The sequence below is a fragment of the Micromonospora sp. WMMD708 genome (genome assembly GCF_049315245.1).
GTDB lineage: Bacteria > Actinomycetota > Actinomycetes > Mycobacteriales > Micromonosporaceae > Micromonospora > Micromonospora wenchangensis.
On record NZ_CP186060.1, the window covers coordinates 1755048 to 1771763 of the forward strand.

Below are 16716 nucleotides of genomic sequence, written 5' to 3' on the forward strand. Positions count from 1 at the left end.
CCCAACTGTCCCGGGCGGTCGGGGACGGCCCGCAGGTGCCCGCGCCGCGTGCGGGACAATCGGTAACTGTGCCCGTACCTGACTCTTCCCCCCGCGACGGCGGACCCGGTGGCGCGGTCCGCCCCTCCCGTCTCGACCCGGCCGTCGCCGCCCGGCTGCGCCGCACCCCGGACGGCCTGGTCGCCGCGGTCGTGCGCCAGCACGACACCGGCGAGGTGCTGATGGTCGCCTGGATGGACGACGAGGCGCTGCACCGCACCCTCACCACCGGCCGGGCCACCTACTGGTCGCGTAGCCGGCAGGAGTACTGGGTCAAGGGCGCCACCTCCGGCCACCACCAGTACGTCCGCTCGGTGGCGCTGGACTGCGACGGTGACGCGCTGCTGGTCGGCGTGGACCAGGTCGGCGCGGCCTGCCACACCGGCGAGCGCACCTGCTTCTTCACCGAACTGCCGGTCACCTCCCCGCAGGGAGCGTCCTGATGACCGACGGCGCGCTCAGCCCCGACCTGGCGGGCTTCGTCGAGGCGGCGGCCCGGTGGCGGGTGGTGCCGGTGACCCGGCGGCTGCTGGCCGACGCGGAAACCCCGGTGGGGGTCTACCGCAAGCTGGCCGGCGGGCCGGGCACCTTCCTGCTGGAGTCCGCCGAGCAGGGCGTCGGCTCGGCCGGCATGGCCTGGTCGCGCTACTCGTTCATCGGGGTGCGCAGCAGCGCCACCCTGGTCGAACGGGACGGCGTCGCGCAGTGGACCGGCACCCCGCCGGCCGGTGTGCCGGTCTCCGGCGACCCGGTGCACGTGCTGCGGGAAACCGTCGCGGCGCTCGCCGGTGGGACGCCCGACCCGGCCGCCGGCCTGCCCCCGCTGACCGGCGGCATGGTGGGCTACCTGGGGTACGACCTGATCCGTCGGTTCGAGCGGCTGCCCGAGCTGACCGAGGACGACCTCGGCCTGCCGGAGCTGGGCATGATGCTCGCCACCGACCTGGTGGTGCTGGACCACTACGACGGGTCGGCGATCCTGGTCGCCAACGCGGTGCTGCCGCCGCTGGATGACCCGGACCGGGCCGAGCGGGTCACCGCCGCCTACCACCACGCGGTGGGACGGCTCGACGCGATGACCACCGCGTTGTCCCGACCGATTCCGCCCATGATCTCGACAGTGGGCCGGCCACCGGCCGGTGACGTGGTCAGCCGGACCCCCGACGGCGGCTACCCGAAGGCGGTCGAGGCGGCGAAGGAGGCGATCCGGGCCGGCGAGTGCTTCCAGATCGTGCTGGCCCAGCGGTTCGAGCGGGCCACCGACGCCGACCCGCTGGACGTCTACCGGGTGCTGCGCACGACCAACCCGAGCCCCTACATGTACCTGCTCCGCTTCGACGGGTTCGACATCGTCGGTTCGTCCCCGGAGGCGCACCTCAAGGTCAACGCCGGCACCGACGGGCAGCGCCGGGCGATGCTGCACCCGATCGCCGGCACCCGGCCGCGCGGGGCGACCCCGGCCGCCGACGCCCGGCTCGCCACCGAGCTGCTTGCCGACCCGAAGGAACGCGCCGAGCACGTGATGCTGGTCGACCTGGGCCGCAACGACCTGGGTCGGGTGTGCCGGCCGGGCACCGTGCAGGTGCCGGAGTTCGCCACCATCGAGCGGTACAGCCACGTGATGCACATCGTCTCCACGGTCGTGGGCACCCTGCGCGAGGACCGGACGGCGTTCGACGCGCTGGCCGCGACCTTCCCCGCCGGCACCCTGTCCGGGGCGCCGAAGGTGCGGGCCATGGAGATCATCGAAGGGCTGGAGCCGGTGCGCCGGGGCCTCTACGGCGGCACCGTGGGCTACTTCGGGTTCGGCGGCGACCTTGACATGGCGATCGCGATCCGGACCGCCCTGATCCGCGACGGCCGGGCGTACGTGCAGGCCGGGGCGGGGGTGGTGGCCGATTCCGATCCGGCCGCCGAGGACCAGGAGACCCGGAACAAGGCCGCCGCGGTGCTGGCCGCCATCGCCGCCGCCGAGACCCTGCGACCGGCGCGGTGAGCGACGTCGGGGCCACCGCGCCGACGGCGGCCGACGGCCCGTCGACCGGCCGGCGCGAGCTGACGTACGCGGTGCTGCTCTGCCTGGCCGGCGCGGGCCTGGCCGCCTGGGCGGCGACCCGGACCTGGTCGGTGGAGGTGCTCGCCCGGGGGACGCTGCCGCCGAGCCGGCAGGAGCGGTCCGGGGCGGACCTGCTGCCGTGGCTGTCGGCGTTGGCGCTCGTCGCGTTGGCCGGCGGCGGCGCGGTGCTGGCCACCCGGGGACGGGTCCGGCGGCTGCTGGGTGGCCTGGTCGCCCTGCTCGGCCTGGCGGTGGCGGCCGGTGGCGGTTACGGGCTGGTCGCCGCCGGCGGCGTCGAGGTGCACCGGCAGTGGCCCGCGCTCTGCCTGCTCGGCGGGCTGGTGGCGGCCGGTGGAGGGCTGCTCACCGCGCGGCGCGGTGCGGCCTGGCCGGCGATGGGCGCGCGTTACGAGCGGACGGTCCGGGCCGACGGCCCGGACCGTCGGGCTGCCGGGGGGAGCAACCGGGAGGCGTGGGACGCGCTCGACCGGGGTGAGGACCCGACGGTCAGCTGACCGGCTGCGGCGCGCGGGCGGCCTGCCGGTCCCGGGTCGCGGCCCGGCTGGTGGCCAGCTCGGCGACCAGGCGGTCCAGGGCGGCGCGCTGGTCGGCGCGGGCCCGGTCGGCGCAGACCGCCTCCCAGGCGTTGCCCCGCGCGGTACGCACCCGACCCTCGCCCACCACGACGCGTTCGACGGTGTGCACCACCTCGACGGCCAGCGCGGCGACGGTCCGGGAGATGGTGGTGAGTCCGATGCCGGCGTTCGGCCCCGCAGTGCTCATAGGTCACCCCGCACGATGAGATCCGATGGTGGGCAGGCGCATCGTCGAGTCTGCCCGACACCGATGCTGCCGGGCTCACGTTTCGCCCGGGTGACGGCCCGGTCAACGGCCCCCACCTGCGCGGCAGGGCCCTCCTTGAGCTTGGTCACAGCAGCCGGGCCGGACCGGTCGAGCTGCGCGCCAGGCCGGGACGTGATCTCATAGCGTATGGGCATCGATCGATGGTCCGGGCTGGCCCGGACGACGGGTGTCGATGACACCCGCCGACGGGCCCGGTGGCGCTGCGTGACATTCCGTTCACCGGAGGTCCGGCATCATGCCACAGCCCATCTCGTGAGGAGCGCCATACCCCCGGCGTCTGTCGCCAGGTGGCGCCCCCTAGCATCGGCCCATGACACCCGGAGAGGGGAGTCCGTTGGTGACTGCTGAGCATGCGCACGCAGAGGGGGACGGGGCCGGTTCGGCGGCGTCCGGAAGCGTGCTCGACGAGATCCTGGCCGGCGTCCGCGAGGACGTGGCCCGGCGGCAGGAGCAGCTTCCGCTGGAGCGGCTGCGCGAACTGGCCGCCGCCGCGCCGCCACCGCTGGACGCGTACGCGGCCCTGCGCAAGCCCGGCGTGGCCGTGATCGCCGAGGTGAAGCGTTCCTCGCCGAGCCGGGGCCGGCTGGCCGAGATCGCCGACCCGGCCGAGCTGGCCGGCGAGTACGCCTCCGGCGGCGCGCGGGCGATCAGTGTGCTGACCGAGGGGCGCTGGTTCGGCGGTTCCCTCGACGACCTGGCCGCCGTGCGGGCCGCCGTACAGGTGCCGGTCCTGCGTAAGGACTTCGTCGTCTCCAGCTACCAGGTGCACGAGGCGCGGGCGCACGGTGCCGACCTGGTGCTGCTGATCGTCGCCGCGCTGGAGCAGAACGCCCTGGTCGGGCTGCTGGAGCGGATCGAGTCGCTCGGTATGTGCGCGCTGGTCGAGGTGCACACCGAGGAGGAGGCCGACCGGGCGCTGGAGGCCGGTGCGCAGGTGATCGGGGTCAACGCCCGTGACCTGCGTACCCTGGAGGTCGACCGGTCGGTGTTCGAGCGCATCGCCCCCGGCCTGCCCAGCAGCGTCGTCAAGATCGCCGAGTCGGGGGTGCGGGGCCCGCACGACCTGATCCGGTACGCCTCGGCCGGCGCCGACGCCGTGCTGGTGGGCGAGGGGCTGGTCACCCAGAAGAGCCCCCGCGAGGCGGTCGCCGAGCTGGTCAACGCCGGGAACCACCCGGCCACGCCCCGCCCGGCGCGCTGACCCCGACGGGCAGATCCGCGCAGCGAGAGGACATCGCGATGAGCGAGCGATTCGGCACCGGCGACGCGACGGTGCGTCGGCGCGCGACCGGCCGGGGAGCGACGGCATGAGCGCCGGTGAGGCGACCGAGCGGTTCCCCGACTCCGCCGGTCACTTCGGCCGCTTCGGTGGCCGGTTCGTCCCCGAGGCGCTGGTCGCGGCGCTCGACGAGCTGGACGCCGCGTACCGCAAGGCGATGACCGACGAGGAGTTCCGCGCCGAGTTCGACGCCCTGCTGCGCGACTACGCCGGCACCCCCTCGCTGCTCTACCCCGCCGAGCGGTTCTCCGCCAAGGTCGGCGCCCGGGTGCTGCTCAAGCGGGAGGACCTCAACCACACCGGCGCGCACAAGGTGCGTAACGTGCTGGGCCAGGCGCTGCTCACCCGGCGGATGGGCAAGCGCCGGGTGATCGCCGAGACCGGCGCCGGCCAGCACGGGGTGGCCACCGCCACCGCCGCCGCCCTGTTCGACCTCGAGTGCGTGGTCTACATGGGCGAGGTGGACACCGAGCGGCAGGCGCTGAACGTGGCCCGGATGCGGATGCTCGGGGCCACCGTGGTCCCGGTGACCACCGGCTCGCGCACCCTCAAGGACGCGATGAACGAGGCGATGCGGGACTGGGTCGCCAACGTCGACGACACCCACTACCTGATCGGCACCGCCGCCGGCCCGCACCCGTTCCCCGAGCTGGTCCGGGACTTCGTGCGCGGCATCGGCGACGAGGCCCGTCAACAGTGCCTCGACCTGACCGGCGCGCTGCCCGACGCGGTGCTGGCCTGCGTCGGCGGCGGCTCCAACGCGCTGGGCATCTTCCACGCGTTCGTCCCCGACACCGGGGTGCGGCTGTACGGCTTCGAGGCCGGCGGCGAGGGTGTGGAGACCGGCCGGCACGCGGCCAGCATCACCGGCGGCACCTCCGGGGTACTGCACGGCACCCGCACCTACGTGCTCCAGAACGCCGACGGCCAGACCATCGAGTCGCACTCCATCTCCGCCGGCCTGGACTACCCCGGGGTCGGCCCGGAGCACGCGTGGCTGCACGACACCGGCCGGGCCCGCTACCAGCCGGTGACCGACGCCGAGGCGATGGCCGCGTTCGAGCTGCTCTGCCGTACCGAGGGGATCATCCCGGCGATCGAGAGCGCGCACGCCCTGGCCGGCGCGGTGCAGGTCGCCCCGCAGCTCGCCGCCGAACTGGGCCGGGAACCGGTCCTGGTGGTCAACCTCTCCGGCCGGGGCGACAAGGACGTGCACACCGCCGGTGAGTACTTCGGCATCCTCGACAAGGAGCAGTGAGACCGTGAGCCGGATCGGGGTGGCCTTCGACAAGGCCCGCGCCGACGGGCGGGCCGTCCTGGTCGGCTGCATGCCGGCCGGGTTCCCCACCGTCGACGGCAGCATCGCCGCGATGACCGCGATGGTCGAGGCCGGGGTGGACGTCATCGAGGTGGAGATCCCCTACTCCGATCCGGTGATGGACGGCCCGGTGATCCAGAAGGCCAGCGACATCGCCCTGGCCGGTGGCGTCCGGACCGCCGACGCGCTGCGGATCGTCGAGGCGGTCGCGGCCACCGGCGCCCCGGTGGTCACCATGACCTACTGGAACCCGATCGAGCAGTACGGGGTGGACGCGTTCGCCCGGGACCTGGCCGCCGCCGGGGGCACCGGCCTGATCACCCCGGACCTGATCCCCGAGGAGGCCGGCGAGTGGCTGGCCGCCTCGGACGCGTACGGCCTGGACCGGACGTTCCTGGTCTCCCCGTCGTCCACCGACGCCCGGCTGCGGATGACCGTCGGGCACTGCCGGGGCTTCGTCTACGCCACCGCCATCATGGGGGTCACCGGAGCCCGGTCGCAGACCTCCGACGCCGCGCCGGTGCTGGTCTCCCGGGTGCGGGAGGCCAGCGAACTGCCAGTCGGGGTGGGGCTCGGGGTCGGCACGGGCGCGCAGGCGGCCACCGTCGCCGGGTACGCCGACGGGGTGATCGTGGGCAGCGCGCTGATCCGCCGGCTGCTGGACGCGCCGGACCTCGACGCGGGGCTGGCCGCCCTGCGTACCCTCTCCGCCGAACTCGCCGAGGGCGTCCGCAACCCGGCCCGCTGACCCGCCCGCCCGACGCCGGGCGATCGCAGCGTCGTGCCGATCGTCAGACCGGTCTCCCGACGGCCACGCACCGGCGTGCCGCCGGCCGGGACGACGCGTGCGGATCACCGGGCCGGACCGTGGCGCGGCCGGTCGTCCGGGGTACGACCGGACCGGGGTGCCACGGCGGGCGTCCGCAGCGGTAGCCTGTGCACCCGTGACCCTCGTCTCGATGACGCCCCTGGCGGCGCTGCCCAGCCCGACCACCGCCGTCTGGCAGCTCGGGCCGGTCCCGCTGCGGGCGTACGCCCTGTGCATCGTCGCCGGCATCGTGATCGCCTGCCTGGTGACCGAGCACCGGCTGCGCCAGCGGGGCGTCGCCCCCGGCGCCGTGCTCGACATCGCGGTGTGGGCGGTCCCGACCGGCATCATCGGCGCCCGGATCTACCACGTCGTCACCTCACCCGAGAAGTACTTCGGCACCGGCGGCGACCCGTGGAAGGCGTTCGCCATCTGGGAGGGCGGTCTCGGCATCTGGGGGGCGGTGGCCGGCGGCGCGCTCGGCGCGTGGATCGCCGCCCGGCAGCTCGGCATCCCGCTGACGGTGGTGGCCGACTCCCTGGCCCCGGGCCTGCCGCTGGCCCAGGCGGTGGGCCGGCTCGGCAACTGGTTCAACAACGAGCTGTACGGCGGGCGGACCACCCTGCCGTGGGGCCTGGAGATCCACCGGATGGACCCGGACAATCCCGGGCACGCGCTGCGCGACGACGCCAACCAGCCCATCCTGGAACCCGGCCTCTACCATCCGACGTTCGCCTACGAGGCGCTGTGGAACCTCGGCGTCGCCGGACTGGTGTTCGCCCTGGACCGGCGGTTCCGGTTCGGGCGTGGCCGGGCCTTCGCGCTCTACGTGATGGGTTACACCGCCGGCCGGTTCTGGATCGAGCTGATGCGCACCGACGAGGCGAACCGCATCCTCGGCCTGCGGCTCAACGTGTGGACCGCCGGCCTGGTCTTCCTCGGCGCGTTGATCTACTTCCTGCGGGTGCGGGGCCCCCGCGAATACCTGATCCCGGTCCCCACCGCCGCCCCCGCCTCCGGACCCGCCGGGGACGGTGGCGACGTCTCCCAGGTCGACCTCTCCGCCACCGGCAAGGGGGCCCCGACGGCCGCCCCGGCCGGGTACCGGGTGGTCGACGAGGAACAGTTCACCGCGTACCGGGACAGCGGCGTGCTGCCCGACGCGGCGGACGACCAGGTCACCCCGCCGGGTGCCGGTGACCCCCCTGCCGACCCCGACGACCGGTCCACCGGGGCCGACAGCGGCGACGAGCCCGCCGGAGCCGACCGGTCCGCCGGTGGCCGGTCCACCGACCGGGACAGCTGAGCGGGCGCGGCGTGCGCAGCGCGGTGGTGGTCGGTGCCGGCCTCGGTGGTCTGGCGGTGGCCGGCGCGCTGGCCCGCTCCGGATGGCGGGTCACCCTGCTGGAACGGGCCGACCGGGTGCGCCCCGAACCCACCGCCGTGGTGCTGTGGCCCAACGGGGTACGCGCGTTGCAGGTGCTCGGCGTCGGTGCGGGTCTGGACGCCATCGCGACCCCGCTGCCCGACGGCGGTATCCGCCGCCCCGACGGTCACTGGCTGGTGCAGCCCCGGCCCACCCCGGCCGACCGGATGCCGGTGGTGGTGCACCGGGAGGACCTGCACGACGCCCTGATCGCCGGCCTCGGTGACCGGGTCGAACTGCGGACCGGGGTCACCGTGGACCACGTCCGGGCCGATGCCGCCGAGCGGCCCGGGGTGGGGTGGAACGGCCAGTTCGTCGAGGCGGACCTGGTGGTCGCCGCCGACGGCACGGACAGCGTGCTGCGCCGCCAGCTCGCCCCCGAGGCCGCCGTGGTCAGCTCCGGCTGTGCCGCCTGGCGGGCGGTGATCCCCTGGTACCGGGCACCCCTGCCGGCAGGCCAGCCGGTCGGGGGCGAGGTGCTGGGCGCCGGCTACCGGTTCGTGGCCGCCTCGCTGGGGGAGCGTGGCTCCTCCGGGGCGTCCCGCCGGGGTGGCGTCTACTGGGTGGCCACCGCAGCCGGTGCGCCCCGGCCGGAGCCCCCGCAGACCCAGCTCGCCCTGCTGCAACGCTGGTACGCCGGCTGGCCCGCGCCGATCGGTGAGCTGCTGGCGGCCACCGAACCCGCCGACCTGGTGCAGCAGGAGATCCGGGAGCTGCGCCCGCTGCCCCGGGCGTACGGCTTCCGGGCCGGGCCGGGCGGGGTGGTGCTGCTCGGTGACGCCGCCCACGCCATGCCGCCGCACCTCGGGCAGGGCGCCTGCCTGGCGTTCGAGGACGCCGCGACCCTGTCGTCGTTGCTGCGCGAGTCCCGGCTGCCCGACGCGGTGCTGGCGTACGACCGGGTCCGGCGGCCCCGTGCGGCCACCGTGGTCCGGCAGACCCGGCGGATGTCGGCGGTGCTGCAGACCCGGGGTCGGCTGGCTTTGCGCGCCCGTGACGCGGCCCTGGGCACGATCACCCCCCGCCTGCTCTCCGGTGCCGCCGCCACCGCCGCCACCTGGCGTCCCCCCACCCCCTGACCCGCTCCCTCCCGCGCCCGCCCCGCCGCCTTCGGGCGGTGGCCGCCTTCGGGCGGTGATCAAGAGGTTTGCGTCGTGGTGAGCGCGCGAGGTGACGCAAACCTCTTGATCAACCCGCAAACCTCTTGATCACCGGAGGCAGCACCGGGCGGGGCAGCGCCGGGCGGGGCAGTGCCGGGTCGGGGGTCAGATGAGGGCGGTGGGTTCGGCTATGCAGGCGGTGCCGATGCGGCGGAAGCCGACGCGCAGGTAGATCCGGGCGACGTCCTCGCTGCCGGCGGAGAGGAAGACCAGATCGGTGCCGGCCGCGCGCAGGGTGCCGGCGAGGGTGGCGGTGACCGCGGCGGCGAGCCCCCGGCGGCGGGCGGCCGGCAGGGTGGCCACCCCGGCGATCTCGGCGACGTCGTCGACCCGCATCGCCATCCCGCTGGCCAGTGCGCCGTCCTGCGGCGTCCAGGCGACCGCCGACAGCCGGCGGCCGGCGGCGATCGCGGCCCGCTCCTCGTCCAGCGCGGCGACGTCCAGTTCGGTCATCGCGGCGTCCCGTTCGGCCGGGCCGGCGTCGCCGGGCACGGTGCCGGCGGCGGAGAACCCGACCGCGGCGACCGCGCGCCGGGCCGCCACGTCGAGCGCGAAGCCGGGCGCGTCCGGGTCCAGCACCCGCACCGGTACGTCGGTGAGCGTCGCCGGGTCGGGCGGGCCGGCCTGCGGGTCGAGCACCATCAGCGGGGCCTCCAGCACGCTCAGGCCGGCGGCCCGGGCGGTGGCGAGCAGGTCCGGGGTGGTCTCGTGCACCCACTCGAAGGCCTCGGGCAGGCCCAGCTCACGCTGCCGTTCCCGGACGGTGTGCAGGTCGGCCAGCGACGGCGGCGTGTCGGCGTCGAGGCGGGGGCGGGCATAGAACGGCCAACCGGCCCCCTCCCGGGCGAACAGCACCAGACCGCCGTGTTCCTCGGCGCGGGCGGCGTCCCGGGGCACCGCGTCGTAGAAGCGTTCCAACCGGTCGAACAGGTCGCGGTGTGCAGGATCCACCGCGCGAGACTACACGTCCCAGAGTCTGGAAGGTGTGATCAATCCGCACTGGCCCTGCCCGGGTCGCCCTAACGTAGACTCAACAGACCGCCCAGGGCCGACGTCGTCCCGACCATGAAACAACCTGAGTGACGACAGGAGACCCGGTGGCCCTTCCGTACCCGCACAGCCCGCAGCCGGTCCCTTCCGCGACCGGTCTGTACGACCCGGCGCACGAGCACGACGCGTGCGGGGTGGCCTTCGTGGCCGACCTCTACGGGCGGCGCTCCCACGCGGTGGTGGCGAACGGCCTCGGCGCGCTCTGCCGGCTCGACCATCGCGGCGCCCGGGGCGCCGAGCAGAACACCGGCGACGGCGCGGGCATCATGATCCAGGTGCCGGACGCGTTCCTGCGCGCGGTGGTGGACTTCCCGCTGCCCCCGGCCGGCCAGTACGCCACCGGCCTGGTCTTCCTGCCCGACGACGACGGCGGCGAGGCCCGCGCCCGTCAGGTGGTGGAGAAGTACGCCCTCGTCGAGGGGGCCGAGGTGCTCGGCTGGCGCGACGTGCCGACCGACCCGAGTGGCCTGGGCGAGACCGCGCTGGCGGCGATGCCCCGCATCCGGCAGCTCTTCCTGGCCGCGCACCGGCTCACCGACACCCCGGCCGGCCCGGCCGGCTCCCCGCTGTCCGGCATCGACCTGGACCGGGTGGCGTTCTGCGTGCGCAAGCAGGCCGAGCGGGAGACCGCCGAGCGGGGGGTGACCGCCTACTTCCCGTCGCTGTCGGCGCGGACGATGACCTGGAAGGGCATGCTCACCCCCGACCAGCTGCCGGAGTACTTCCCGGAGCTGACCGACGAGCGGGTCGACAGCGCGATCGCGCTGGTGCACTCCCGGTTCTCCACCAACACCTTCCCGTCCTGGCCGCTGGCCCACCCGTACCGGTTCATCGCGCACAACGGTGAGATCAACACGATCCGCGGCAACCGGAACTGGATGCAGGCCCGCGAGGCACTGCTGCGCAGCCCGCACCTGCCCGGCAACATCCGCCGGGTGTTCCCGGTCTGCACCCCGGCCGCCTCCGATTCGGCCAACTTCGACGAGGTGCTGGAACTGCTGCACCTGGCCGGCCGGAGCCTGCCGCACGCGGTGCTGATGATGATCCCGGAGGCCTGGGAGAACGACCCGGCGATGCGCCCGGACAAGCGCGCGTTCTACCGGTTCCACGCCAGCCTGATGGAGCCGTGGGACGGGCCGGCGTCGGTCGCGTTCACCGACGGTGAGATCGTCGGCGCGGTGCTGGACCGCAACGGCCTGCGGCCGGGCCGCTGGTGGCGGACCGCCGACGGCCTGGTGGTGCTGGGCAGCGAGGCGGGCGTGCTCGACCTCGACCCGGCCACGGTGGTCGCCAAGGGCCGCCTCCAGCCGGGCCGGATGTTCCTGGTCGACACGGTCAACGGCCGGATCGTCTCGGACGACGAGATCAAGACCGAGCTGGCCGCCGCGCAGCCGTACGACGAGTGGCTGCACGCCGGCCTGATCGACCTCGGTGACCTGCCCGCCCGGGAGCACGTGGTCTACACCCACGACTCGGTGCGCCGCCGGCAGCAGACCTTCGGCTACACCGAGGAGGAGCTGAAGATCCTGCTCGCCCCGATGGCCCGTACCGGGGCGGAGCCGCTCGGCTCGATGGGCACCGACACCCCGATCGCGCCGCTGTCGACCCGGCCCCGGCTGCTCTACGACTACTTCCACCAGCTTTTCGCCCAGGTCACCAACCCGCCGCTGGACGCGATCCGGGAGGAGTTGGTGACCAGCCTGGTGTCGACCATCGGCCCGGAGGGCAACCTGCTGGACCCGGGTGCGGCGAGCTGCCGGCAGATCGTGCTGCCCTACCCGGTGATCGACAACGACGAGCTGGCGAAGATCCTCTCCGTCGACGAGGACGGCGACCTGCCCGGCTTCAAGGCGGTCCGGGTCTCCGGGCTCTACCGCCTCCGCGACGGCGGGGCCGGCATCAGGGCCCGGCTGACCGAGATCTGCCGGCACGTCTCCGAGGCGATCGAGGACGGCGTACGCATCCTGGTGCTGTCCGACCGGGACTCCAACGCGGACCTGGCGCCGATCCCGTCGCTGCTGCTGACCGCGGCGGTGCACCAGCACCTGGTGCGGGAGCAGACCCGGACCCAGGTCGCGCTGGTCGTGGAGTCCGGTGACTGCCGCGAGGTGCACCACGCGGCGGTGCTCATCGGGTACGGCGCGGCGGCGGTCAACCCCTACCTGGCCTTCGAGTCGGTGGAGGACATGATCGCCACCGGGGCGCTGGTCGGGGTGGAGCCGGGCAAGGCGGTCCGCAACTACGTCAAGGCGCTCGGCAAGGGCGTCCTCAAGATCATGTCCAAGATGGGCATCTCGACGGTTTCGTCGTACTGCGGCGCGCAGGTCTTCGAGGCCGTCGGCCTGGACACCCGCCTGGTCGACAGGTACTTCCGGGGCACCCCCAGCACCATCGGCGGGATCGGGCTGGCCGAGATCCACACCGAGGTCGCCGCCCGGCACGGGCAGGCGTGGCCGACGCCCGGCACCACCGGCTCGGCCCGGCTGGAGGTGGGCGGCGAGTACCAGTGGCGGCGCGAGGGTGAGCTGCACCTGTTCAACCCGGAGACGGTCTTCCTGCTCCAGCACGCCACCCGCAGCCGCCAGTACGACGTGTTCCGCCAGTACACCGCCAAGGTCGACGAGCTGGCCGCGCGGGCCGGTTCGCTGCGCGGGCTGTTCACCCTGCGTACCGGGCTGCGCCCGGCGGTGCCGATCGAGGAGGTCGAGCCGGCCACCGAGATCGTCAAGCGGTTCGCCACCGGCGCCATGTCGTACGGGTCGATCTCGGCGGAGGCGCACGAGACCCTCGCCATCGCGATGAACCGTCTCGGCGGCAAGTCCAACACCGGCGAGGGCGGCGAGGACGTCGACCGGCTGCACGACCCGGCCCGCCGCTCGGCGGTCAAGCAGATCGCCAGCGGACGCTTCGGGGTGACCAGCGAATACCTGGTCAACGCCGACGACCTCCAGATCAAGATGGCGCAGGGCGCGAAGCCCGGCGAGGGCGGCCAGCTGCCCGGCAACAAGGTGTGGCCGTGGATCGCCCGCACCCGGCACGCCACCCCCGGTGTCGGCCTGATCTCCCCGCCGCCGCACCACGACATCTACTCCATCGAGGACCTCGCCCAGCTCGTGCACGACCTCAAGTGCGTCAACCCGGCCGCCCGGGTGCACGTCAAGCTGGTCAGCGAGGTCGGCGTGGGCACGGTCGCGGCCGGGGTCGCCAAGCTCAAGGCCGACGTCATCCTGATCTCCGGGCACGACGGCGGCACCGGCGCGTCCCCGCTCAACTCGCTCAAGCACGCCGGCACCCCCTGGGAGCTGGGGCTGGCCGAGGCGCAGCAGACGCTGCTGCTCAACAAGCTGCGCGACCGGGTCACCGTGCAGGTCGACGGCCAGCTCAAGACCGGCCGGGACGTGCTGGTCGCGGCGCTGCTCGGCGCGGAGGAGTTCGGCTTCGCCACCGCCCCGCTGATCGTCGAGGGCTGCGTGATGATGCGGGTCTGCCACCTCGACACCTGCCCGGTCGGCATCGCCACCCAGAACCCGGTGCTGCGGGAACGCTTCACCGGCCGGCCGGAGTTCGTGGAGAACTTCTTCCTCTTCCTCGCCGAGGAGGTCCGTGGCTACCTGGCCGAGTTGGGCTTCCGCAGCATCGAAGAGGCGATCGGGCAGACCGAGGTGCTCGACGTCGTACCGGCGATCGACCACTGGAAGGGCCACGGCCTCGACCTGACCCGGGTGCTGCACACCCCGCAGCTGCCGGAGGGCGCGGCCCGGCGCGGGGTCCGCGCCCAGGACCACGGCCTGGAGCAGGCTCTGGACAACGAGCTGATCGCGCTGGCCGAGCCGGCGTTGCGCGACGGCAGCCCGGTGCGGGTGGAGGTGGCGGTGCGCAACGAGCACCGCAGCGTCGGCGCGATGCTCGGCGGCGAGGTGACCCGCCGGCACGGCGGCGCGGGCCTGCCCGACGACACCGTCGAGTTCGTGCTGCGCGGCACCGCCGGGCAGTCCTTCGGCGCGTTCCTGCCGCGCGGGGTGACCCTGCGGCTGCACGGCGACGCCAACGACTACGTCGGCAAGGGGCTCTCCGGCGGCCGGATCGTGGTCCGCCCGGACGTTGCCGCGCCGTTCGTCGACCCCGAGGCCGCCACCGGGCAGCGCGCCGAGGACCAGATCATCGCCGGCAACACCATTCTCTACGGTGCCACCGGTGGCGAGCTGTTCCTGCGCGGCCGGGTGGGGGAGCGGTTCGCGGTCCGCAACTCCGGCGCGGTGGCCGTCGTCGAGGGCGTCGGCGACCACGGCTGCGAGTACATGACCGGTGGCACGGTGGTGGTGCTCGGCGAGACCGGCCGCAACTTCGCCGCCGGCATGTCCGGCGGTACGGCGTACGTGCACCGGCTCGACACCGGGCGGGTCAACACGGAGCTGGTCGACCTGTCCCCGCTGCGTGACGCCGAGCGGGAGCTGCTGCACGACCTGGTGCAGCGGCACGTCGCCGAGACCGACTCGGCGGTCGGCGCGGAGCTGCTCAAGCGCTGGCCGGAGGCGGTCGGGGAGTTCACGGCCGTGGTCCCGAGGGACTACCGCCGGGTTATGGAGATCATGAAGGCCGCCGAAGCCGCCGGCCGCGACGTCGACGACGCGGTCATGTCTGCGCTGACCGCGTCGGTGCCGCCCGTTTCGCGGGTGGTCGCCCAGGAGGTGGCTCGTGCCTGACCCGAACGGTTTCCTGCGCTACGAGCGGCGGTTGCCGGCCCGTCGACCGGTGGCGGTGCGGATCACCGACTGGCGGGAGGTCTATCCGCCCGCCGGGGAGGAGCTGATCCGCGAGCAGGCCACCCGGTGCATGGACTGCGGCATCCCGTTCTGCCACGACGGCTGTCCGTTGGGTAACCGCATCCCGGACTGGAACGACCTGGTCCGCACCGGCAGTTGGGACGCGGCGGTCGAGTCGCTGCACGCCACCAACAACTTCCCCGAGTTCACCGGCCGGCTCTGCCCGGCCCCGTGCGAGGCGGCCTGCGTGCTGGGCCTGGGCGGGCAGCAGCCGGTCACCATCAAGCAGGTCGAGGTGGAGATCGCCGACGCGGCGGTGGCCCGGGGCGGGCTGAATCCCCGCCCGGTGCCGGCGTCGACCGGCCGGTCGGTCGCCGTGGTCGGCTCCGGGCCCGCCGGGCTCGCCGCCGCCCAGCAGCTCGCCCGCGCCGGTCACGCCGTCACCGTGTACGAGCGGGACGACGCGATCGGTGGTCTGCTCCGCTACGGCATTCCCGACTTCAAGCTGGAGAAGCAGCACATCGACAGGCGGCTGGCCCAGCTCGCCGCCGAGGGCGTGCAGTTCCGTACCGGGGTGAACGTCGGCGTCGACGTGACCGCCGAGGAGTTGCGGGCCCGGCACGACGCGGTGCTGCTGGCGTGTGGCGCGCTCCAGGGGCGGGACACCCCGGAGACGCCCGGTCGGCCGCTGCGCGGCGTCCACCAGGCGATGACCCACCTGGTCGCGGCGAACCGGGTGGTGGCGGCGGCCGGGGACGGCCGGCCCGCTCCGGCGGTGCTGCCCGACGGCACGCCGATCGACGCGGCCGGTAGGCACGTGGTGATCATCGGTGGCGGCGACACCGCCGCCGACTGCCTGGGCGTGGCCCACCGGCAGGGCGCGGCCGGCGTCCACCAGCTCGACCTCTACCCCGAGCCGCCGCACGGCCGCGACGCCGAGCGGGACCCGTGGCCGACCTGGCCGTGGGTGCTGCGCAACTACCCGGCGCACGAGGAGGGCGGGGAGCGGGTCTTCGCGGTCGCCGTGCAGGAGTTCGTGGACGACGGCACCGGCCAGGTCAGGGGCGTCCGGATCGCCGAGGTGACGGTGGAGCGGCGCGACGGTCGACGGATCGTCACCGCGCTGCCCGGCTCCGAGCGGGAACTCCCGGCCGACCTGGTGCTGCTGGCCATCGGCTTCGAGGGCACCGAGGAGCAGCCGCTGCTGGCCCAGTTCGGGGTGACCCGCAACGCCCGGGGTGCGGTCGACGCCCGCCCCGACTGGCAGACCGACGCCGACGGGGTCTTCGTCGCCGGGGACATGCACCGGGGGGCGTCGCTCATCGTGTGGGCGATCGCCGAGGGGCGGGCCGCCGCTGCCGCGATCCACTCCTACCTGGGTGGGGTGGGTGACCTGCCGGCCCCGGTCGACCCGGCCCGCCAACCCCTCGCCGCCCGCTGACCTACGCCCGCCCGCCTGCCGGCCCACCGTGTCGGGCAGTTCGATCGGTGGCCGTCAGCCGACCCGGAGACCGGGTCGGCTGACGGCCCGACCGTGTGGCCCGGCCACCGTCTCGCCCGCTGCGCCCTGTCGGCGCACAGCCGCTTCTGCGGCACCACCTGTCCCGGCCCTGCTGTTGTGGCGTCCCGAGGCGTCGGCGCCGGCCCGCCGAGAGTGCGTATCACCACGGAGAGCGGTATGCCTGACAGGCATAGTTATGACTGTCAGGCATACCGCTCTCCGGAACCATTGTTGCGGCCCGGCCCGACGCCGCCCCGATCGTCACCGACCAGAGCCGGCTCGACCGACCCGGCCCCCACCAGCCCAGAGTCGGCCCCGGACCCGGCCAGGCCGCGAGCAGCCCAGACCCGACCTCGGGCCGGAACCGCGCCGCGCCGGGTCCGGCCGGGGCACCGGAAGATCACGGTCCGGGCCGGTCCGGGCTGCCCGCGCCGGTGCCGGGGGCGGGCAGC

Annotated in this window: 12 protein-coding genes; 10 read left to right on the plus strand and 2 right to left on the minus strand. The window is 74.5% G+C overall.

What is annotated here, in order from left to right; genetic code table 11:
* Positions 1-35: 35 nt before the first annotated feature.
* The 3 genes from hisI to ACN260_RS08055 are packed head-to-tail and all read left to right on the plus strand — an operon-like array spanning position 36 to position 2610.
* Entirely contained in the window at positions 36-482 is a 447-nt protein-coding gene (gene hisI, locus ACN260_RS08045; RefSeq protein ID WP_422756655.1) for a phosphoribosyl-AMP cyclohydrolase, read from the plus strand.
* The gene (locus tag ACN260_RS08050) at positions 482-2035 is read left to right on the plus strand and encodes an anthranilate synthase component I (protein WP_422755371.1); all 1554 of its coding nucleotides are present in this window, start codon (positions 482-484) and stop codon (positions 2033-2035) included. The genes hisI and ACN260_RS08050 overlap by 1 nt, the downstream gene beginning before the upstream one ends.
* Positions 2032-2610, plus strand: a complete 579-nt coding sequence (locus tag ACN260_RS08055; RefSeq protein WP_422755372.1) for a Trp biosynthesis-associated membrane protein — start codon at positions 2032-2034, stop codon at positions 2608-2610. The genes ACN260_RS08050 and ACN260_RS08055 overlap by 4 nt, the downstream gene beginning before the upstream one ends.
* Here the strand turns inward: ACN260_RS08055 and ACN260_RS08060 are convergent.
* Complete coding sequence (locus ACN260_RS08060) at positions 2603-2878, minus strand: hypothetical protein (protein ID WP_422755373.1); 276 nt, start codon at positions 2876-2878, stop codon at positions 2603-2605. The two genes, ACN260_RS08055 and ACN260_RS08060, sit on opposite strands and share 8 nt — an antisense overlap.
* 478 nt (positions 2879-3356) lie before the next feature.
* Between ACN260_RS08060 and trpC the strand changes: the two genes are divergently transcribed.
* From trpC to ACN260_RS08085, 5 genes are all read left to right on the plus strand, one after another.
* Entirely contained in the window at positions 3357-4160 is an 804-nt protein-coding gene (gene trpC / locus ACN260_RS08065) for an indole-3-glycerol phosphate synthase TrpC (RefSeq protein WP_176738808.1), read from the plus strand.
* 106 nt (positions 4161-4266) lie between these two features.
* Positions 4267-5496 (plus strand): tryptophan synthase subunit beta, encoded by a 1230-nt coding sequence (gene trpB, locus ACN260_RS08070; RefSeq protein ID WP_422755374.1) that lies wholly within the window; start codon positions 4267-4269, stop codon positions 5494-5496.
* Between the two features lie 4 nt (positions 5497-5500).
* Positions 5501-6304, plus strand: a complete 804-nt coding sequence (gene trpA, locus ACN260_RS08075) for a tryptophan synthase subunit alpha (protein WP_422755375.1) — start codon at positions 5501-5503, stop codon at positions 6302-6304.
* 196 nt (positions 6305-6500) lie between these two features.
* Positions 6501-7670 (plus strand): prolipoprotein diacylglyceryl transferase, encoded by a 1170-nt coding sequence (gene lgt, locus ACN260_RS08080; protein WP_422755376.1) that lies wholly within the window; start codon positions 6501-6503, stop codon positions 7668-7670.
* An 11-nt stretch (positions 7671-7681) separates the two neighbouring features.
* The gene (locus ACN260_RS08085) at positions 7682-8869 is read left to right on the plus strand and encodes an FAD-dependent oxidoreductase (protein WP_422755377.1); all 1188 of its coding nucleotides are present in this window, start codon (positions 7682-7684) and stop codon (positions 8867-8869) included.
* Positions 8870-9055: 186 nt separating this feature from the next.
* Here ACN260_RS08085 and ACN260_RS08090 read toward each other — a convergent pair whose 3' ends face one another.
* Positions 9056-9901, minus strand: coding sequence for a GNAT family N-acetyltransferase (locus tag ACN260_RS08090; protein WP_422755378.1), 846 nt, complete (start codon positions 9899-9901; stop codon positions 9056-9058).
* Positions 9902-10047: 146 nt separating this feature from the next.
* Between ACN260_RS08090 and gltB the strand changes: the two genes are divergently transcribed.
* Positions 10048-14703, plus strand: a complete 4656-nt coding sequence (gltB, locus tag ACN260_RS08095; RefSeq protein WP_422755379.1) for a glutamate synthase large subunit — start codon at positions 10048-10050, stop codon at positions 14701-14703.
* The gene (locus tag ACN260_RS08100) at positions 14696-16204 is read left to right on the plus strand and encodes a glutamate synthase subunit beta (protein ID WP_422755380.1); all 1509 of its coding nucleotides are present in this window, start codon (positions 14696-14698) and stop codon (positions 16202-16204) included. The genes gltB and ACN260_RS08100 overlap by 8 nt, the downstream gene beginning before the upstream one ends.
* The last annotated feature ends 512 nt before the right edge of the window (positions 16205-16716 follow it).